Source organism: Legionella pneumophila subsp. fraseri, from assembly GCF_000586315.1.
GTDB lineage: Bacteria > Pseudomonadota > Gammaproteobacteria > Legionellales > Legionellaceae > Legionella > Legionella pneumophila_B.
This window is the reverse complement of sequence record NZ_KK074221.1, coordinates 1,454-19,957: the sequence shown is the minus strand read 5'-3', so window position 1 is coordinate 19,957 and position 18,504 is coordinate 1,454. Positions and strand designations below refer to the sequence as shown.

Genomic DNA, 18,504 nt, shown 5'->3' with positions numbered 1-18,504 from the left:
TCCTAGAAAGAATGTTCATTAGCTGGGAAATGCCTTTGTTGTACTTGCTGGACATAGCTGTTTAAGGCTTCAATAAAATGGTCTTTGGCTCTAAAATATTTTTTTACAAATTTAGGATTAAATGAAGTCTGTAAACCCAGCATATCGTGCCAGACAAGGACTTGGCCATCAGTTCCTGGGCCAGCGCCAATTCCTATAGTAGGAATAACCAACGAATCGGTAATCGTTTTTGCCAGGTCCTGCGGAACACATTCAATAACTACCGCAAAGCAGCCGGCTTGTTCCAGGGTGGCTGCCTGTTGTAATAGAGTTTCTGCCTGTTCGCTGTTTTTTCCCTGGACTTTATAACCGCCTAATTGATGAATGGATTGGGGAGTTAAGCCGATATGACCCATAACAGGGATGCCGGCATTAACTAAATGGGAAATCGTTTGGCAGGTGTCTTTATCAGCGCCCTCGATTTTAACTGCTTGGGCTCCAGCCTGTAACAGCCTTTTTACGTTTTCTACTGTATGACCTTGAGATGATTTATGTCCGAGAAAAGGTAAGTCAGTAATCAAAAACTGTTTGCCTAAACCACGAGCTACTGCCTGGGTATGTAATTCCATCATTTCGATAGTGGCCATAATGGTTGTAGGGTGGCCGTGTACTGCCATGGCTACGGAATCACCCACGAGAACACAATCGATATTTGATTCTGCTACTATGCATGCTGAAGGGTAATCGTAACAGGTCAACATGGAAATTTTCTTTTGTTCCTGCTTTTTTATTTTAAAATCATGGATTTTCATGCCGCTCTCCCTGAATAGGAGAATGCGCCTGGAATGGATAAGAATGATGGTAATACAGGTACCTGTCTCATGGATCAAGTCCTCCTCTGAAGGTCAATAAAAGTCGCTGCCAACAAAATAAACCAGATATACAAAAGGTCTATTGGGGGTCAACGCATCCATTGCTATAATAGCCTAATTCTTTTGCTTAAATCCATATTGATTTGGGTTATTATCTTTAAATGGGCAGGGTTGTTATGCTATTTACCGACAAATTAAATACTCCCGGAGAGCATGGATTAATGCTTGAAGGATTAGTTGGCCCACTGGAAGCCGTACTGACTGTTCCTGAAGATGCGGATACTCGCTATATTGCTTTTCTTGGTCATCCACATTCTTTACAAGGTGGAACAATGAATAACAAAGTAGTTACCACGATGGCCAGAGCTTTTAAGGAATTGCATATTCCTTCAGTACGGTTTAATTTCAGAGGTGTAGGGCAGTCTGGAGGCCATTATGATAATGGTATTGGCGAGAGTGAAGATATGCGCAAGCTCGTGAGGCAGTGGCATTCTGAGCAACCGCAAGCCCAAAATATTTTTGCGGGCTTTTCTTTCGGATCTTATGTGGCTTATAGAACGGCGTCTCGTTGTGAGCATGCTCTTTTAATCACGATTGCGCCACCGGTGCATCATTATCATTACAAAGAATTTGAACCCGCTCCTCACCCCTGGCTTATTATACAAGGCAAAGAAGATGAGGTGGTTCCATTTGAACTGGTGAGTGAATTCGCCAGCCAATCATCGCAGGTATTGCCAGTCATTGAGTTTGGTGAAACAGGTCATTTTTTTCATGGTAAGCTGTTAATATTAAAAGAAAAACTGATGGATGCTGTTCGTGATCAGGTTTGCCTGTCATGAATTTGATTGAGCAGTATAAAGCCGCTATTCAAAGGGGTGAAATAGACAGCGATCCGGAGCAGAGAGAAATCCTTGAGCACATGCAGAGGCTTGCTGAGGATTTACAAAAGAATGATTCTTGGTTTCCCTGGAGAAAGAAGCGCCCCATTAAAGGGCTTTATATCTATGGGCCTGTGGGAGTTGGCAAGACTTATTTGGTGGATTTGTTTTATCAGCATATTGATGAGGAAAAAAAGGCGAGATTTCATTTTCATCATTTTATGCAGCAAATTGATGCTCAATTAAGACGATTACAAGGCAAAAAAAATCCTTTGCAGTATATCGCCAAAGAAATGGCCAAATCGATTCGTTTACTGTGTTTTGATGAGTTTTTAGTTCACGATGTGGCTTATGCAATGATTTTGGCTGAATTATTACAGGCATTGCATCGATACGGCGTTGTTTTGGTTGTTTCTTCGAATACTCACCCGGATGAATTGTATTTAAATGGGGTGCATAGAGAGAGATTTATCCCGGCTATCGAGATTATTAAAAAAAATTGTGAGGTTCTGAATCTTAATCAAAAACGAGATTATCGTTTAGGTCGACAACCCTTATTAGAGGCTTATTTCTATCCTTTAAACGAGCAAACACAAGAAGCGATGGAAAAACAGTTTGCTCTAATAACCCGGGAAGAAGACTGCAAAGGTTTTATAACAGTACAAAATCGTGATATTCCATATATTAAATACGGGGCAAGGTCTATTTGGTTTGCTTTTGATGTGATTTGTAATTTTCCTCGTAGCCAATTGGATTATTTAGAAATTGCTGATCGCTTTGATAATGTCTTCCTAAGTGATGTTTATCAGCTTACTGAAAGTCACACAGCACAAGCGATTATGTTTATTCACTTTATAGATGTTATGTATGATAGGGGCATTAAGCTCATTATCTCAGCGGATGTTCCTGCAGAAGAATTGTACGTTAAAGGTGAAATGAAGGAAACGTTTAAAAGAACGTTGAGCCGTCTAATTGAGATGCAATCGGTCGATTATTTGAGTCGTCATCCTCGACGTTTGGTAAGGGAAATGCTGTAATGTGGTATAAAATTTCTTAATTGAGAATGATTCTCGATATCGTTTGTGTTAAAATTAATTAAATGAATTACCTTATTGCTTACATATTATGCAGATTAGTGAATTAAAACAAGGGGATAAAGTGCGATTGATCAGTTTTGGTACGACTGATACGCAGTATCGACGCAGGCTTTTATCCTTGGGTATAACTTGTGGAGTTGAGTTTTCTGTAGTAAGAATGGCTCCATTAGGGTGTCCTGTAGAAATTGAAGTAAGAGGAACATTTTTAACTTTGCGTAAAGACGAAGCGAGTCAATTAGTGTTGGAGCACCTATGACTCATGCTCTATTAATAGGAAATCCCAATTGTGGTAAAACCACCTTATTCAATGCTTTGACCAATGCCAATCAACGAGTAGGTAACTGGCCCGGAGTAACTGTTGAGAAAAAAACAGGTGAATTTTTATTTGGCGAACATTTGATTGAAATCACTGATTTGCCAGGCGTCTATTCGCTGGTTGCGAATGCTGAAGGAATAAGCCAGGATGAGCAAATTGCTGCCCAGTCTGTTGTTGATTTGGAATACGATTGTATCATTAATGTTATAGATGCTTGTCATCTTGAAAGACATTTGTATTTAACCAGCCAACTGTTTGAGTTAGGTAAGCCCGTTATTGTAGCGCTTAACATGATGGATATTGCCGAGCAACGGGGTATTTCTATTGATATAAAGAAACTCAAGGATTTGTTAGGGTGTGCTGTTATTCCAATTCAGGCCCATAAAAACATTGGTATTCTGGCACTTCAGCAATCATTGCTTCATTGCTCCCAACAGAGCAAACCTTTAAAACTTTCTTTATCTGTTGTTGCGCAACATGCTTTGGATGACCTGGAAAATCGTTTGCTCTCAGAAGGGTATAACAATTCGCTTGCCTATTATTTCTCTCGCAGGATTGCAGAAGGAGATACTTTGACAGGAGATAAAACTCTTACCGAGAATCTTATAAAGCTTAAAGAAACAGATCAAAATCTTGATGTGTTATTGGCGGACGCCCGCTATCAAAAAATTCATGAAATTGTCACCTTGGTTCAAAAAAAGAGTAGTGATGCCAGCGAGCATTTCACTGCGAAACTGGATAAGCTTGTTTTACATCGTTTTTTAGCTTTGCCTATCTTTTTTGCGATGATGTATTTGATGTTTTTGTTTGCTATTAACATTGGGGGAGCATTTCAGGACTTTTTTGACATTAGCACAGAGACGATCTTTGTTCAGGGTAGTGGTTGGTTGTTGCAACAACTCCATGCACCAAATTGGGTAATTGCGCTTGTAGCCAGTGGGGTAGGCAAGGGAATTAATACCACTATTACTTTCATTCCTGTCATTGCCGCTATGTTTTTCTTTATGTCCTTATTGGAAACTTCTGGCTATATGGCCAGGGCTGCTTTTGTCGTGGACAAAGCGATGCGAGCTATGGGCTTGCCCGGAAAATCATTTGTACCCATGATTGTAGGTTTTGGATGTAATGTTCCTGCCATTATGGCCGCACGAACCCTGGATTCGGAGCGCGATCGATTATTAACTGTGATGATGAGTCCATTTATGTCTTGCAGTGCTCGATTGGCTATTTATACAGTATTTGTCGCGGCATTTTTTCCCTCTGGCGGACATAATGTTGTTTTTTCGTTGTATTTAATTGGTATTTTAATGGCCGTATTTACCGGATTTATTTTACGAAAAACCACGTTGAAGGGGCACGCATCCCCATTGATTTTGGAGTTACCCGCATATCATAGGCCCTCACTTAGAAGATTGCTTAGAGAAACCTCCTTGCGATTACGATTTTTTGTTTTTCGTGCGGGTAAGCTTATTATTCCCATTTGTGTGATTCTGGGAGGATTAAATGCAATTACTTTAGGAGGAGGAGTTAGCTCCGGAGAAGCCAATACGGATTCTTTATTATCAATAATAGGTCAGTGGATTACTCCACTCTTTGCCCCAATGGGGATTCATCAAGACAACTGGCCTGCGACGGTCGGTTTATTAACTGGCATGCTAGCTAAAGAGGTGGTGGTTGGTACCTTAAACTCATTGTATGCTCAAGTAGGTCATTTGGGAGAAATTGCCGCTGCTCATTTTGATTTTTGGGGTGGTATCAAAGACGCTTTTTGGTCTATTCCCGCCAATTTATCAGAATTAGGCTCGGCATTGTGGAATCCTGTTTCCGCCAGCGCGGCTGATAGTGAGTTATCCCAATCCGTCTATGGGATTATGTCGCAACGTTTTGATGGAGCCGTAGGAGCCTATGCTTATTTGCTTTTTGTTTTGCTTTATATCCCTTGTGTTTCGACTATGGCAGTGATTCGCCAAGAGGCGAATAGGCGGTTTATGTGGACTTCCATTATTTGGTCATTTGTCGTGGCGTATGCCAGTTCTGTTGTTTTTTATCAAGGCGCTAAATTCCTGGAGCATCCTCAACAGAGTATGGCCTGGATTTTTGCTATGTCACTGAGCCTGCTTTTTGTTTTAGCTGTATTTCGTTTCAGCGAATTGAATATGGAGAAGCAAAATGCTGCTGCAAATACGTGATTTTATCTATCGAGAAGGGGTTGTCAGCACGCAACAATTGAGCAGGGCATTTCATTTGGATCTGACCGCATTGCAACCTATGCTGGATTTATGGGTTAGGAAAGGTGCAATAAGGAAGTGTCAAGGAGGGGCTAATTGCAAAACGGCCTGCTTTAAATGCCGCACCCCCCCGGATTATTATCAATCGGTTGTGTAATTATTAGAATCGATGCTATTTTCAGCTTAATAATTTCTTTCCAAGGCAAATTTGGCCAGATCAACTAAAGCCTCTTTATAAACAGAATCAGGCAGTATTTCCAGGGCAGACAGTGCCAAGTCCACCTCTTGGGCAGCAATTTGTTTTGTAAACGGTATGGCTTTGGTTTGCTCAATAGCAATTAAAATCTCAGGCAGGTAACTTAGACTACCTTTCATTAAACTTTCTTTTATTTGTTGTTGTTGCGTTGCATTTCCATGTTGTAATGCATGAATTAGTGGTAAAGTGGCTTTCCCATCGGCTAAATCGTCACCAATGTTTTTGCCTAAAGTGGCAGCATCTGAGCAATAATCCAAGGCATCATCAATTAATTGAAAGGCATTTCCCAAGTGTAAACCGTAAGTGTATAAACTATTTTGAACTTCAACAGGTGCATTAGTGAGTATAGGACCTATGCAGGCTGCAGCAGCAAATAAGAGTGCTGTTTTGGCTCTTATGACATCAAAGTAGTCATCAAGATTAAGGGCAGGATTGTGGCGATTGGCCAGTTGTTTGACTTCACCACAGGTAATTTGGTGTGAAGTATCAGCTAGTAGATTGAGAATTTCTGTGATACCGACTTCTACCATTAATTGTACGGATTGAGTAAAGAGGTAATCACCAACTAACACACTGGCTTTACTGCCCCAAATGCTATTCGCGGTTTGTCGTCCTCTTCTTAAAGTAGATTCGTCAATCACATCATCATGCAACAAGGTAGCAGTATGGAAAAACTCAACCATGGCAGCAAGTGAAATGTGATCCTTTCCCTTGTATCCACAAGCATTGCTTGCTAACAGGACAACCAAAGGGCGTAAACGTTTGCCGCCACTTTCAACGATATGTTGTGACAAGTCATGAATTAAATCAATTTGAGATTGAATTTTATCAATAATTAAATTATTAACCGCGTTAAAATCATCACTAACCAGCGCTCGTATACGGTCAATAGTCATTCATTTACCCTCAGATATTTAATCAATGAATGCTAAAGTTGTAAAAGTTAATTGTCAAGTCAATGTCAGATTGCTGACAGGGCAAGATCGTACCAATTTTAGTTGATTATGAGCGGTAATACTCTATAAATTTGAGCACATTTTTGTCATTCCCTCATGGGTGCGCTATTCTGTAAGATACAACAGAGTTTGCTACAGCAATGGATTCCTGCTTGTGCGGGAATGACTCAAATTTTGCATTATATAATCAAATTATGGTTTTACCCTGAGATTGTTGAATCCTGAGAATGGTATAATGAAAACTGGATAATACTCTAGGAAATTTGACTAAGTAGTTTGTTTAAGCGGTTGGTATTTTTTCTTTTTATTGTCATACATTGCCTTATCAGCGCATTTTAACAAGTCTTCAGCATTTTTTGCGTTCTGCGGGTAATTGGCCATCCCAACACTTATACTGCAATGAATTGTCTGGCCATTGATGAGAAAAGGTTGTTTAAATTCCTGTTCAACTCTAAGGGTTAGGGCGTCAGCAATTTGATCATGGGGCTTATGAACGATAATCGCGGTAAATTCATCTCCTCCCAACCGGGCTATAAAATCATTTTTCCTAAAGCAGGATTGCAAACGTTTGCTGGTTAAAAGTAAAAGGTGATCACCGAACTCATGACCGTATTCGTCATTGATGGGTTTGAATTTATCCAAATCCATAAAATAAAGAGTAATGGCTTCCTTTTTAGTGTTAGTATTCTCCAAGAGGGTCTGAAGATGAGCATGAAAGTAGGAGCGGTTGGGTAAGTTGGTTAATGAATCGTGATGTGAAAGGTAATGAAACTTTTCTTTATCGGCGATCAGTAAATAATTTTGCTCTTTTAACAGCAATTCATATTGTGAGTTTTGAATGAGAAAATGATAAAGGACAGTAAAAATAAGAGCAAAAATAAACAGGTGATTGGTGTTGTCCAGAAAAAATACATACTCTTGAGAAATGGAATAGATGGGGATGTAGAATTCGAATACAAAAAGAAACATTGCCCCAATCGCCAGCAGGCCATAAACGACTAATCCGGCTAATCCAAGGGTAGCAAAAGCAATAATAGGAGAAACATAGAACCATCCCAGGTAAGACATGGTAGTTTTTCCAACGATGAGATTGCCTCCAATGATGATAGACAACACAAGAATATTCAAAATGTGCCCACTCAAGGCCAGATTGAAGTTCTTTTTGATTAAGATTAAATTTCCAAGTAGGATGAGAATGCCCACGATTAACATACTGACTATAAGCCAGGTTCTTAGAAGGCAGAGGTTTGTTATTATCAGCAAAATACCCAAAATCAAAAGCTCTATGGAAATAACACTAAGTAAATGGCGCTTTCTTTGCTGGTCTTGAGTTGTCACCAGGATTGAGTAATCCCGATCTTTTGTTTTCTTTAATAATGACATCAACTACCTCAATACTCTCAGTCGGTAAATGATAGGACTAATTTCTATTATTAATTCAATTATAGATTAAATAAGAGGTGATTTTTGTTCATCCAGGCCTTTTTGTGTTCAATCTCGTGTTGGTCAGGGCATGACTCATGGAAAGAATAAGGAATTCAGGAGGGGCTGTTGCAAATACAACAATAGCTATTGTATGCGCAAGGGTAAGAAGAACTGCACTTCCTTGTGATTGCCAATCATCTCAATTTCTGATTTCAATGACTTAGTCAAATCTCTCTATGATGGAGAAGCAGATGATAGAGTCTCCTTAGTCCAATTCTTGATAAATCAATAGTTACTTCACGCTAATTGTTCAGACATTAAAGCGAAAATGCATGACATCTCCGTCACAGACAATATATTCCTTGCCTTCAAGCCGCAATTTTCCAGCTTCTTTAGCACCTTGTTCTCCGCCAAAGCGAATAAAATCATCGTAAGAAATCACTTCCGCGCGGATAAATCCTTTCTCAAAATCAGTATGAATTACTCCTGCAGCCTGAGGTGCTGTCGCCCCTTTGCGTATGGTCCAGGCTCTTACTTCTTTCACTCCCGCGGTGAAATAGGTTTGCAATCCCAGCAATTCATACCCGGCACGGATCACTTTATTTAATCCAGGTTCACTAAGCCCCAAATCAACCATAAACTCTTGTCTGTCTTCTTCATCCAGCTCAACCAGCTCGGCTTCTGTTGCTGCACAAAGGGCTACTATGCTGGCATTTTCCTGGGAAGCCAGAGCCTGAACTTTATCCAGGAGCGGGTTATTCTGATAGCCGTTATCGTCAACATTGGCTATGTAAAGTACTGGTTTGGCCGTTAAAAGAAAAAGGCGTTTGCTTATCTGCTCTTCTTCAGGGGCAAGTTCAAGTGTTCTTACAGGATATCCGGCATCAAGATGCGCTTTAATTTTTTCCAGAGTTTTTAATTCAAAAATGGCTTCTTTATTTCCACTTTTGCTGTTTTTCCCTACTTTTAAAAGCGATTTTTCCAATGTTTCCATATCCGCTAATGCCAATTCTGTATTTATCACTTCTATGTCACTTAAGGGGTCAACTCGCCCTTCGACGTGAACAACATCGGAGTTGTCAAAGCAACGAACGACGTGAGCAATGGCATCTGTTTCTCTAATATTGGCCAAAAACTGATTTCCCAAGCCCTCTCCACTGGATGCTCCTTTAACCAATCCTGCAATGTCAACAAATTGCATGGTGGCATGAATTACCTGCTGGGGTTTGACTATGTCGCTTAAAGTATCCAGTCTTGAATCGGGGACGGTGACGATACCTACATTGGGTTCAATGGTGCAAAATGGGTAATTGGCTGCCTCTATTCCAGCCTTGGTCAATGCATTAAAAAGAGTCGATTTCCCTACATTTGGCAATCCTACTATTCCACATTTAAATCCCATGAGTCATACCTCATTCTGTTAAGCGTTTACTTGATTCATTGCTCGGGCCATATCCCCAGACAATACCATAGGTATTATCGCTATACCTCTGTCTATTGCATCATAAATTTGTTGCCTGTCGTGCATAGAAGGTCTGCTAAGTACGTATTGATGGACTAAATCTTTATGTCCGGGATGACCTATCCCTATACGCAATCGATGAAACTCGCCTGTTCCCAATTGAGTCGTTATGTCTCTCAAACCATTATGCCCACCATGGCCACCACCTGTTTTTAATTTGATTCGTCCAACAGGTAAATCCAATTCATCATGAACAATTAATATTTCACTTGGTTCAATCTTATAAAATTGACTGATTATTCTTGTTGTTTGGCCACTATGATTCATAAAAGTTAATGGAAGCACCAGTCGGCATGGATGGCTGTTAATATCAATTTCAGTTAATTCAGCCTGCATCTTTTTGTCAATCTTAAAATGCGAATTATGTCTTTGAGCCAACGCAGTGACCAACCAGGCACCTGCGTTATGTCTGGTTTGTTCATAAGCCGATCCGGGATTGCGTAAACCGACAATAAGTTTAATGGCCATAGATTTTCTATCAAAAATTGAATTAAGCAGGTTCGTGTTGAATATTCTAGCACTGGATTTTATGCAAATATCCTGGATTGAGTTCCGAATATTTGCATAAACAATATAAAGAGAAGTACTTATTCAGCACTTTCCCCTTGTTCTGTAGTTGGTACAGCTGATGCTGGAACTTCAGGTGTTTCTTCCAGTTCGGTTGAACTGACTTTAGCGGCGTGTATACTCACTACAGGGGCATCATGACTGCCATCAGTCACATCCACTGTCAGCTGAACACCCTTGGGAAGTTTTAAATCCGATAAGTGAACCACATCGTCCATACCTACCTTTGACATATCTACTTCAATGAATTCAGGCAGATCTTTTGCCTGGCAACGTATTTCGACTTGAGTCATGGTATGTTGAACAATACCGCCAGCTTTAATTCCTGGAGATTGTTCTTCATTTATGAAGTGAATAGGTACCAATTTAACCAGAATGTCTTTACTGGAAACACGTTGTAAATCCATATGTAACACAATTGGTTTGTAGGGATGCCGTTGCAAGGCTTTCAGAATGACATGCTCTACTTTACCGTCTACTGTGATGTCAAAAACGCTGGAATAAATGCTTTCTGTTTCCAATGCTTTAATCACTTTATTATGGCTAAAATGGATGGCCATAGGTTTTTTGCTTCCACCATATATGACAGCAGGAACTTTATTTTCAAGACGACGTAGGCGGCGGCTCGCACCTTTCCCCATATCCGTTCTTGATTGTGCTTCTAGTTGAATAGTTGACATTATAAAAACTCCAAAAATTTAAGGGTTCCCTCTAGGTGCTAATGAAAATAACGATAGCTCCTAATTAATCCGCGACCAGATTAAAATTTACTCGAAAGCCTCAAAAACACTAAGTCAATCAGTAAAGGGTGGTGAAGTATACAATATTTTAAAATGAACTTGAAGTAATAGTCATAATTTCATAGAATATGGCACTTTGTTGGAATTGTGATAGCCAATCAGGCGAATTGGAGAATAGTTATGTATGCGGTAATTAAAACTGGCGGTAAGCAATATACCGTGAAAGAAGGTGACGTTTTAAAAATTGAAATGCTGCCTGAAAATGTTGGCAACGAAATAAAATTTTCGGAAGTATTAATGTTGGTGGATGGTGACAAGGTGACTTGTGGCACACCTTTTGTTGCTAAAGCAACTGTAAAGGCCGAAGTGTTAGATCATGGCCGTCACAAAAAAGTCAAGATTATTAAATTTCGTCGACGTAAGCACCATATGAAACAAATGGGGCATAGACAGTATTATTCGCAAGTTAAAATCACTGCGATAGGTAAATAAGAGGAGATAGCAATGGCTCATAAGAAAGCAGGTGGTAGTACTCGGAATGGCCGCGACTCGAATCCAAAGTACCTCGGTGTGAAACGTTTTGGTGGTCAATTTGTAAATGCTGGTGAAATTATTGTAAGGCAGCGTGGCACGCGTTTTCATCCTGGACCTGGTGTTGGTTGTGGTCGAGATCATACTTTGTATGCACTGGTAGAAGGTTTGGTGCAGTTTACTACCAAGGGTGAAAAAAATCGCAAGTATGTCACTATATTACCGGAGCAACGTGAAGAAGCTGCGAGTTAAGCTGTAACAATGCTATTATCCAATGGCATCATAATTCGTTTTGTTTAACCCCGGTAACGGGGTTTTTTTTTACAGACTTGTACAAAATCCCAATCTCTTTGTTAAAAAATGTTTTTAATGTGGTCACTTGGTTTATTCTAAAATTCCTTATTTAAAATATTTTTTGCCTCGATTTTGGAGTTTTGTGCGTAAGTTCTATTTTAGTCAAAGGTTAGGCATGAAATTCGTTGATGAAGCACTTATTAAAGTAGAGGCCGGTAAGGGAGGTAATGGTTGCTTAAGCTTCAGGAGAGAAAAATTTATTCCCCGTGGTGGTCCCGACGGAGGTGATGGAGGCGATGGAGGCAGTATTTATTTTGAAGCGAGCAGCGATTTAAATACCTTGATTGATTTTCGTTATACTCGTCAATACAAAGCAGAGAATGGACAACCAGGAATGGGTGGAAATTGCACTGGGAAAAAAGGAGATGATTTAATCATCAAAGTGCCAGTCGGTACTATGGTTTATGATGCTGATACCGGTGAATTACTGGCTGATATCAGTCAACCCGGTATTGCCATACTGATTGCCCAGGGAGGTTTTCATGGTTTGGGTAATACTCGCTATAAAAGCAGTGTGAATCGATCACCAAGACAAACAACCCCAGGAAGTCCGGGTGAGTCCAGAAATTTGCGCTTGGAACTTCGAGTTTTGGCCGATGTAGGATTGTTAGGGCTTCCTAATGCAGGAAAATCTACTTTAATAAGAGCTGTCTCAAGTTCAAAAGCCAAAGTGGCTGACTATCCTTTTACAACGCTACATCCAGGTTTAGGGGTTGTCCGTGTTTCTCCTTATAAGAGCTTTGTCATGGCAGATATCCCAGGCCTGATAGAAGGCGCTGCTCAAGGGGCAGGATTGGGACATCGGTTTTTAAAACATCTTTCACGTACCTGTATCCTGCTGCATGTTATTGATATTGCACCTTTGGATGGGAGTGATCCCGTAGCTGATGCGAAAGCCGTTCTTAATGAATTAACTCAATATAATCCAGATCTGCTCAACAAACCCAGATGGTTAGTTTTAAACAAAATAGATATGTTACCTGATGAAAAGGAAAGAGAAGAAAAAATTCAGTCCATAATAAAAGGTTTGGAGTGGAAAGACAAAGTATTTGCTATTTCCGCCATAGAAGGCAAGGGAACACAAGAACTTTGTTACGCCTTAATGCAATTGATTGATGAGATGAAAGAGTCTGAAGCTTAACCACTCAGCCGCATAATACACTACCATAGCGCTTCGATAGGGAATCTGATGTGTTTCTCGGCCCTCTTGTATTTGATTGCTGTAGTGAATGATTAATTTGCTAGTGCCTTGAGGTGGTTGTTGTGACCAATAGTCTTCTAATCCACTGCAATGAAAGTATAATCTGGTTCTATTAAGATTATGGAAATTTAATAAATGATAGTTTTCTGGTCTTACTAATATCGATTGTAATAATCCTCCTGTAACCTCATCAATAATAGTTATTGGTTCATTATTCTTTAAGATCAGTGCTCTCAATTGATCAGACGCTTTGTCCTCGAGTGATGAGATAATGTGTGGGGCTAAAATGGGATCTATTATTGATTTGATCTTTTCAATCAATTCATTTTTGCAGCGAACCTTAAACTCCAGATAAGGTGTTTCCAATCGGTATCCAGTCTGACAGTCCAGACCTACCAAGGCATCTTCAAGGGTTTGAGCAATTTCACTTTCAGCCAAACCGAAAATTCGCCATCGCAGAATTTGTTTATTGCTATGCCTGGAAGTTTGCAATAATAAAGGCAGTACATCCTGATTAAACATTGGAAGGCATTCTCGTGGAGGTCCAGGCAATAGAATAAAAACTTTACCTTTCCATGTGTAAGAACATCCCATGGCTGTGCCATAAGGGTTAGGGAAAAGTCTTGCATTGGCTGGGAAGAGGCATTGCTGCAAGTTGCCTTGATTCAGTGATATTTTGGCTATGTTTGCTTTCTCTTCTATGTGATCCAGGGCTTCAGCATGTTGAACAAGAGGTTCTTTGGTAAATTTAGCCAAAGCAAAGCGAGTAATATCATCCTTCGTGGGGCCAAGTCCACCAATTAAAATAAGAATATCATGGTGTTCTGTCAGGAAATTCAGGCTATCTATAATCTCATTTTCCTTATCGCTACAGGCCATTTGCAATCCGAGTGGTAATCCTTCGGAGCAAAGGGCATGAGCAATATAATGCGTATTGGTATTTAGAGTATCACCATGTATTATTTCATCTCCTGTAGCCAGGATAGCTATTGTCATTTTATGTATTCCATGTGTAATTTCTGTAATAAATCTATAGCAGAATCTGTAAAATAAGTAATAATTAATATAAGGCTTAACAGATTAAGCTATCGTTTTATGACGCCCCAGTTACCTCACAAACACCAGTAGGTAGCTTTTGCTACATCAGAAAGTTGATCATTGCTTTCCATTGTTCGTCAAATATAGAGGGCATCTCAAAAAAGATGACGGTTATCATGTTGACATTTAGTTTACTGTTAGGTAATTACTAAAACAAGTTAGAGGGTTTAGTTATCATTAATAAATAAAGCCAATCTAAAAAAGTGTCTTGATTAGGATGTATACTCAAAATAAAGCAACTTTTAGGTAAAAATTCTCGTTGACTTTATAAGTTAACCTTAAATGAAAATAAACATTATTATCCTGAGTGATTGATTTTTGAATGAGATGAGTGAAGGAGAGATTATGGAGTTTAGTAGCCGGTATGTCGCACATGTCCCTGATGCTCGGGGTTTAGTCGATTATTCGGCACAAGAGAATAGAATTTGGAATATTTTATTTGAGAGACAACTCAAATTGTTGCCAGGTAGAGCTTGTGATGAATTTCTGTCTGGATTACAGACTCTAGGGCTTAATTCCTGGACTATTCCACAACTGCCCGAAGTAAGTGAACGATTAAAAGCCAAAACAGGATGGCAAGTAGCGCCAGTTGCTGCTTTAATTTCAGCTCGGGAATTTTTTGAATTATTAGCAGAAAAATATTTTCCTGCGGCGACTTTTATTCGAAGTGAAGACGAGTTGGATTATGTTCAAGAACCTGATATTTTTCATGAGCTTTTTGGTCATTGTCCTATGTTAACCGATAGAGTCTATGCCGAATTTGTTCATGATTATGCACGTAAGGTGTTAACTTTTCCTGAGCAGGATTGGGCTTTATTGCAAAGGATGTTTTGGTTTACTGTTGAGTTTGGATTGATTAAAACCCCTAAAGGGCTTAGAGCATATGGCGGGGGGATTTTATCTTCTATTAGTGAAACGGTATATTGTGTGGAAAGTGATATTCCTGTTCGAATTTTATTTGATCCAGTGGTGGCTTTTCGAATGCCTTATCGGATTGACCGGTTACAGCCTGTTTATTTCGTTATTGACAGTTATCAAAACTTATATGATTTTGTGCTTTCTGATATGGGTAAATTCATGGATCGGGCTCGGGAATTAGGTGAATTTCCACCGTATTTTGATGTGGATCCGGATAATCCAAATATCCATATAAGGGCTTGTTAATTTATTATTTTGTAAGATAGCGGGAATTGTGGATTAGAGTGACTATGTATTGTAATGATTATCGAGTCTTGTTAACATCGACCAACACAGTTTGTTCATTGACTGGTTGGTCAAGGAGCATTATTTGATTAAAGTATTAATTGTTGATGACCATGCATTGGTTAGAATGGGCATTCGACGATTGCTTGAAGATATGTCGGATGTTGATGTAGTTGCAGATGCTGAAAGCGGTGAGCAGGCTTTAGCCTATGTGAAAACCCACTCCCCTGATGTCGTATTATTAGACATGAAAATGCCTGGGATAGATGGGTGGGAAGTGACACGTCGTTTAAAAAAAACCAACCCAAATATTAAAGTCATAGCCGTTACAGCCATTTGTTCAGATCCTCTTCCCACTTGAGTATTGCAATTAGGTGCGATGGGATATCTTACTAAAGAATCAGGGGCTGAGGAAATGGCCGCTGCAATTCGTAAAGTGGCTAAAGGTGAGAAATATCTTAGTGCCGAGATTGCACAAAAGATGGCAATTAATAGCCTCCAGGAGTCTCAGGATTCCCCCTTTGATTTATTGTCTGAAAGAGAAATGCAAGTCATGTTGATGATTACAAGCGGCATGAATGTACAAGACATTGCTGATAGATTATTTTTAAGTAGTAAAACCATCAATGGTTATCGATACAGGATGTTTGAAAAATTGGGAATTAAAAATGATGTGGAGCTTACTTATTTGGCTATGAAGCACCGCATTATTGAGCACCCCAGTGATTTATCACAAGATGATTAGATGTTAATTTCATGAATGACTCACAGCTTCCCGCTGAACTCGCTTTATTTTTAACTAAACTCCCCAATGATCCGGGCATATACCGCATGTTGGACGAAGAGGGTACCGTTCTGTATGTGGGGAAAGCGGCCAATCTTAAAAAAAGAGTCAATAGCTATTTTAGTAAACAAAATACAGGAGTTAAGACACGCTCTCTGGTAAGCCAAATTAAATCCATAGAAATTTCTGTGACAAGATCAGAAACGGAGGCCTTATTATTAGAGAGTAATTTAATTAAAGCGTTGAGGCCTAAGTATAATGTTTTGTTGCGCGATGACAAATCTTATCCTTATATCCATCTATCAAATCATCCAGACTTTCCAAGAATTGAACTATACCGAAGTAAAAAGAAGCCTCCCTCCGGTAATTTTTTTGGTCCCTATCCTGGTGTAGCTGCTGTAAGAGAAACGATAGTCACCATTCAAAAAATATTTAAAATTCGCAATTGCAGAGACAGCTATTTTAAAGCTCGTTCTCGCCCTTGTTTGCAATATCAAATAAAACGTTGTACTGCGCCTTGCGTTCATTATATTTCTCCTGAACACTACAAATTGTCTGTAGAGGATGCCATAAGATTTTTACAGGGGAAGTGCCAAATAATTCTTGATGAACTTGCCGAACGAATGAAAAAAGCGGTAAGTCAATTAAATTTCGAAGAAGCTGCTGTTTTGCGTGATCAGATAAAAAATTTGCGCTTAATTCAAGAACAACAAGGAGTTGTCCAGTTACGTGGTGATGCTGATGTGATCGCAATAGAAGTACGTCCTGGTTTCGCATGTATTCAGTGTGTGACTATTCGTGAAGGACAAGTACTGAATAGTCAAAGCTTTTTCCCTACAGTGCCTTATGCAGTATTAGATGAAGAATTGGATGCCAATTCACTTTGGCAGCAGACTTTTGAAGCCTTTGTTGGTTTTTATTATTTGGATACATCAGAAAGAATTCCGGATTTAATAATTACTAATCAATCGATAACAGAGAGTCGTTCATTAGAATATATTTTGTCCCAGCGACGAGGCAAATCCTGTAAGATTCAAGTCAATCCAAGAGGAATCAAATCGAGATGGATGGATTTTGCAGTGAACAATTTACGAATTTCAGTAGCAGAATATGTCAGCAAACACTCTACGATAAAATCAAGATATCAGGCATTAAAGCAATTGCTTGCGCTTGATAAAAATATAGAGCGAATGGAGTGTTTTGATATTAGCCATACTCAAGGTGAAGCAACTGTCGCATCTTGTGTTGTATTTGATACAGAAGGCCCTAGCCCCAGTGAATACAGGCGATTTAACATTGAGGGTATTACTCCAGGAGATGATTACGCAGCAATGGAGCAGGCAGTTACTCGCCGATTTAAAAGACTGATTGATGCTCAATTATTGCCAGATGTTTTGATTATTGATGGAGGTAAAGGCCAGGTTTCTATTGTAAAACGAGTTTTAACCTCTCTGGGTGTGGAAGATATTACTTTATTGGGTGTATCCAAGGGGCCTTCACGAAAGGCGGGATGGGAGAAATTGATACTGGTTAATGAAAACAGAGAATTTGTTTTGCCAGAGGACTCCAAAGCGCTTCATCTTTTACAACATATTCGTGATGAAGCGCATCGTTTTGCTATTACTGCCCATCGGAAGAAAAGACAAAAGACACGTGTTGAATCCACTCTTGAAAGTATAGAGGGTGTTGGTGCGAAACGACGTCAAGCGTTGCTGCAGCGTTTTGGCGGGTTGCGAGAGTTGGCTAAAGCGCCACTGGAAGAAATTTGTAAAGTCCAGGGAATCAGCGAGTCCTTGGCAAAACGAATTTATGAGTATTTTCATCCTTGATCAACGCTTGTGTTTTGTCACTCTAAAAGGCTCTTACAGCGCGGACAGCGGCCGTTTTATTTTTGGCAATATCTTTAATTTCCCCTGTTTTAAAATTAAATACCCAGCTGTTTGCCGATGATTTTTCAATTGAACTCCAGTAATTACCCTCTAAAAAATTTCCCAACTCATTACGCATCATATAAATTAAATTCAATTCAAAGCGAGTAGGTAATCTCCAGTCAGAATACAACTTGCCTTCATTATCAAAGTGGGCAGGATTTGTTATGGAATCTTGAGCATCCCACCATGTGCTTGAATTATCCTGATCTGAGTTTGCCACTATAAGTCCATGGGTTCCCAATGCATTGACATAAATCACTGTACCGCCAAGAATTTTATCGCCTAATTGCCGTTTAATACCAGAATTTGCCGGATCAACCCACATCGTGTTGAAATCAAGGTCATTTGATTTGGCAAGGACTTGACCAGTTTCGCCTCCAGTAGGTACTCCTTGACCATTATCTCCGGCTTCGCCTTTAGGTCCTGGCAAACCCTGAGATCCTGCCTCTCCTCTGTCTCCCTTGGGTCCTGGCAGACCCTGAGGTCCTGCCTCTCCTCTGTCTCCTTTCGGCCCGGGTAATCCCTGCGGCCCTGCCTCTCCTCTGTCGCCTTTAGGTCCTGGCAAA

18 protein-coding genes and 1 pseudogene are annotated in these 18,504 nt (G+C 39.8%); 11 read left to right on the top strand and 8 right to left on the bottom strand.

Annotation, left to right across the window (positions count from 1 at the left end; translation table 11 throughout):
* Nucleotides 1–2 precede the first annotated feature (2 nt).
* Entirely contained in the window at nucleotides 3–791 is a 789-nt protein-coding gene (panB, locus tag CC34_RS0110270) for a 3-methyl-2-oxobutanoate hydroxymethyltransferase (protein WP_028378972.1), read from the bottom strand.
* A 236-nt stretch (nucleotides 792–1,027) separates the two neighbouring features.
* Here panB and CC34_RS0110265 point away from each other — a divergent pair, with 236 nt between their 5' ends.
* From CC34_RS0110265 to CC34_RS0110245, 5 genes are all read left to right on the top strand, one after another.
* A complete protein-coding gene (locus tag CC34_RS0110265; RefSeq protein ID WP_028378973.1) occupies nucleotides 1,028–1,690 on the top strand; it encodes an alpha/beta hydrolase in 663 nt (220 codons plus the stop codon).
* Nucleotides 1,687–2,766, top strand: a complete 1,080-nt coding sequence (gene zapE / locus CC34_RS0110260) for a cell division protein ZapE (protein ID WP_028378974.1) — start codon at nucleotides 1,687–1,689, stop codon at nucleotides 2,764–2,766. The genes CC34_RS0110265 and zapE overlap by 4 nt, the downstream gene beginning before the upstream one ends.
* Nucleotides 2,767–2,854: 88 nt before the next feature.
* Entirely contained in the window at nucleotides 2,855–3,082 is a 228-nt protein-coding gene (gene feoA, locus CC34_RS0110255) for a ferrous iron transporter FeoA (RefSeq protein WP_028378975.1), read from the top strand.
* Nucleotides 3,079–5,331, top strand: a complete 2,253-nt coding sequence (feoB, locus tag CC34_RS0110250) for a Fe(2+) transporter permease subunit FeoB (RefSeq protein ID WP_028378976.1) — start codon at nucleotides 3,079–3,081, stop codon at nucleotides 5,329–5,331. Before feoA ends, feoB begins: the two co-directional genes overlap by 4 nt.
* Nucleotides 5,312–5,527, top strand: coding sequence for a FeoC-like transcriptional regulator (locus CC34_RS0110245; protein ID WP_028378977.1), 216 nt, complete (start codon nucleotides 5,312–5,314; stop codon nucleotides 5,525–5,527). The genes feoB and CC34_RS0110245 overlap by 20 nt, the downstream gene beginning before the upstream one ends.
* 26 nt (nucleotides 5,528–5,553) lie before the next feature.
* Here CC34_RS0110245 and CC34_RS0110240 read toward each other — a convergent pair whose 3' ends face one another.
* The 5 genes from CC34_RS0110240 to CC34_RS0110220 all read right to left on the bottom strand — a co-directional run bounded on the left by CC34_RS0110240 (nucleotide 5,554) and on the right by CC34_RS0110220 (nucleotide 10,776).
* A complete protein-coding gene (locus CC34_RS0110240; RefSeq protein WP_027229068.1) occupies nucleotides 5,554–6,522 on the bottom strand; it encodes a polyprenyl synthetase family protein in 969 nt (322 codons plus the stop codon).
* 327 nt (nucleotides 6,523–6,849) lie between these two features.
* Nucleotides 6,850–7,965 carry a GGDEF domain-containing protein gene (locus CC34_RS0110235; RefSeq protein WP_028378978.1) on the bottom strand — a complete coding sequence of 372 codons (1,116 nt, stop codon included), beginning with the start codon at nucleotides 7,963–7,965 and terminating at the stop codon, nucleotides 6,850–6,852.
* A 352-nt stretch (nucleotides 7,966–8,317) separates the two neighbouring features.
* Nucleotides 8,318–9,409: a redox-regulated ATPase YchF gene (ychF, locus tag CC34_RS0110230; RefSeq protein ID WP_027229070.1), complete on the bottom strand. Its 1,092-nt coding sequence runs from the start codon at nucleotides 9,407–9,409 to the stop codon at nucleotides 8,318–8,320.
* A gap of 18 nt (nucleotides 9,410–9,427) precedes the next feature.
* On the bottom strand, nucleotides 9,428–9,997 hold the full coding sequence (gene pth, locus CC34_RS0110225; RefSeq protein WP_027229071.1) for an aminoacyl-tRNA hydrolase: 570 nt from the start codon (nucleotides 9,995–9,997) through the stop codon (nucleotides 9,428–9,430).
* Nucleotides 9,998–10,116: 119 nt separating this feature from the next.
* Nucleotides 10,117–10,776 carry a 50S ribosomal protein L25/general stress protein Ctc gene (locus CC34_RS0110220; RefSeq protein WP_027222799.1) on the bottom strand — a complete coding sequence of 220 codons (660 nt, stop codon included), beginning with the start codon at nucleotides 10,774–10,776 and terminating at the stop codon, nucleotides 10,117–10,119.
* 240 nt (nucleotides 10,777–11,016) lie between these two features.
* On the opposite strand from CC34_RS0110220, the gene rplU reads away from it, so the two are divergent.
* From rplU to cgtA, 3 genes are all read left to right on the top strand, one after another.
* The gene (rplU, locus tag CC34_RS0110215) at nucleotides 11,017–11,328 is read left to right on the top strand and encodes a 50S ribosomal protein L21 (protein WP_010948351.1); all 312 of its coding nucleotides are present in this window, start codon (nucleotides 11,017–11,019) and stop codon (nucleotides 11,326–11,328) included.
* A gap of 12 nt (nucleotides 11,329–11,340) precedes the next feature.
* Nucleotides 11,341–11,619: a 50S ribosomal protein L27 gene (gene rpmA / locus CC34_RS0110210; protein ID WP_010948350.1), complete on the top strand. Its 279-nt coding sequence runs from the start codon at nucleotides 11,341–11,343 to the stop codon at nucleotides 11,617–11,619.
* 217 nt (nucleotides 11,620–11,836) lie between these two features.
* Complete coding sequence (cgtA, locus tag CC34_RS0110205) at nucleotides 11,837–12,862, top strand: Obg family GTPase CgtA (RefSeq protein ID WP_027229072.1); 1,026 nt, start codon at nucleotides 11,837–11,839, stop codon at nucleotides 12,860–12,862.
* Here the strand turns inward: cgtA and CC34_RS0110200 are convergent.
* Nucleotides 12,821–13,918 (bottom strand): competence/damage-inducible protein A, encoded by a 1,098-nt coding sequence (locus tag CC34_RS0110200; protein WP_027229073.1) that lies wholly within the window; start codon nucleotides 13,916–13,918, stop codon nucleotides 12,821–12,823. The two genes, cgtA and CC34_RS0110200, sit on opposite strands and share 42 nt — an antisense overlap.
* Before the next feature lie 447 nt (nucleotides 13,919–14,365).
* On the opposite strand from CC34_RS0110200, the gene phhA reads away from it, so the two are divergent.
* The 3 genes and pseudogenes from phhA (at nucleotide 14,366) to uvrC (ending at nucleotide 17,836) form a co-directional block, all read left to right on the top strand.
* Complete coding sequence (gene phhA / locus CC34_RS0110195; protein WP_027229074.1) at nucleotides 14,366–15,184, top strand: phenylalanine 4-monooxygenase; 819 nt, start codon at nucleotides 14,366–14,368, stop codon at nucleotides 15,182–15,184.
* A gap of 124 nt (nucleotides 15,185–15,308) precedes the next feature.
* Nucleotides 15,309–15,968: pseudogene (gene letA, locus CC34_RS01000000116465) on the top strand (two-component system response regulator LetA).
* 11 nt (nucleotides 15,969–15,979) lie between these two features.
* A complete protein-coding gene (uvrC, locus tag CC34_RS0110185) occupies nucleotides 15,980–17,836 on the top strand; it encodes an excinuclease ABC subunit UvrC (protein WP_027229076.1) in 1,857 nt (618 codons plus the stop codon).
* 22 nt (nucleotides 17,837–17,858) lie between these two features.
* Here the strand turns inward: uvrC and CC34_RS1000000117480 are convergent.
* On the bottom strand, nucleotides 17,859–18,504 hold a 646-nt coding region (locus tag CC34_RS1000000117480; RefSeq protein ID WP_134921750.1), incomplete at its 5' end, for an Lcl C-terminal domain-containing protein.

Excerpts from the sequence above, each read along its gene's own strand:
- panB (WP_028378972.1), bottom strand. The coding sequence starts at position 791 with ATGAAAATCCATGATTTTAAAATAAAAAAGCAGGAACAAAAGAAAATT.
- CC34_RS0110265 (WP_028378973.1), top strand. The coding sequence starts at position 1,028 with ATGCTATTTACCGACAAATTAAATACTCCCGGAGAGCATGGATTAATG.
- zapE (WP_028378974.1), top strand. The coding sequence starts at position 1,687 with ATGAATTTGATTGAGCAGTATAAAGCCGCTATTCAAAGGGGTGAAATA.
- feoA (WP_028378975.1), top strand. The coding sequence starts at position 2,855 with ATGCAGATTAGTGAATTAAAACAAGGGGATAAAGTGCGATTGATCAGT.
- feoB (WP_028378976.1), top strand. The coding sequence starts at position 3,079 with ATGACTCATGCTCTATTAATAGGAAATCCCAATTGTGGTAAAACCACC.
- CC34_RS0110245 (WP_028378977.1), top strand. The coding sequence starts at position 5,312 with ATGCTGCTGCAAATACGTGATTTTATCTATCGAGAAGGGGTTGTCAGC.
- CC34_RS0110240 (WP_027229068.1), bottom strand. The coding sequence starts at position 6,522 with ATGACTATTGACCGTATACGAGCGCTGGTTAGTGATGATTTTAACGCG.
- CC34_RS0110235 (WP_028378978.1), bottom strand. The coding sequence starts at position 7,965 with ATGTCATTATTAAAGAAAACAAAAGATCGGGATTACTCAATCCTGGTG.
- ychF (WP_027229070.1), bottom strand. The coding sequence starts at position 9,409 with ATGGGATTTAAATGTGGAATAGTAGGATTGCCAAATGTAGGGAAATCG.
- pth (WP_027229071.1), bottom strand. The coding sequence starts at position 9,997 with ATGGCCATTAAACTTATTGTCGGTTTACGCAATCCCGGATCGGCTTAT.
- CC34_RS0110220 (WP_027222799.1), bottom strand. The coding sequence starts at position 10,776 with ATGTCAACTATTCAACTAGAAGCACAATCAAGAACGGATATGGGGAAA.
- rplU (WP_010948351.1), top strand. The coding sequence starts at position 11,017 with ATGTATGCGGTAATTAAAACTGGCGGTAAGCAATATACCGTGAAAGAA.
- rpmA (WP_010948350.1), top strand. The coding sequence starts at position 11,341 with ATGGCTCATAAGAAAGCAGGTGGTAGTACTCGGAATGGCCGCGACTCG.
- cgtA (WP_027229072.1), top strand. The coding sequence starts at position 11,837 with ATGAAATTCGTTGATGAAGCACTTATTAAAGTAGAGGCCGGTAAGGGA.
- CC34_RS0110200 (WP_027229073.1), bottom strand. The coding sequence starts at position 13,918 with ATGACAATAGCTATCCTGGCTACAGGAGATGAAATAATACATGGTGAT.
- phhA (WP_027229074.1), top strand. The coding sequence starts at position 14,366 with ATGGAGTTTAGTAGCCGGTATGTCGCACATGTCCCTGATGCTCGGGGT.
- uvrC (WP_027229076.1), top strand. The coding sequence starts at position 15,980 with ATGAATGACTCACAGCTTCCCGCTGAACTCGCTTTATTTTTAACTAAA.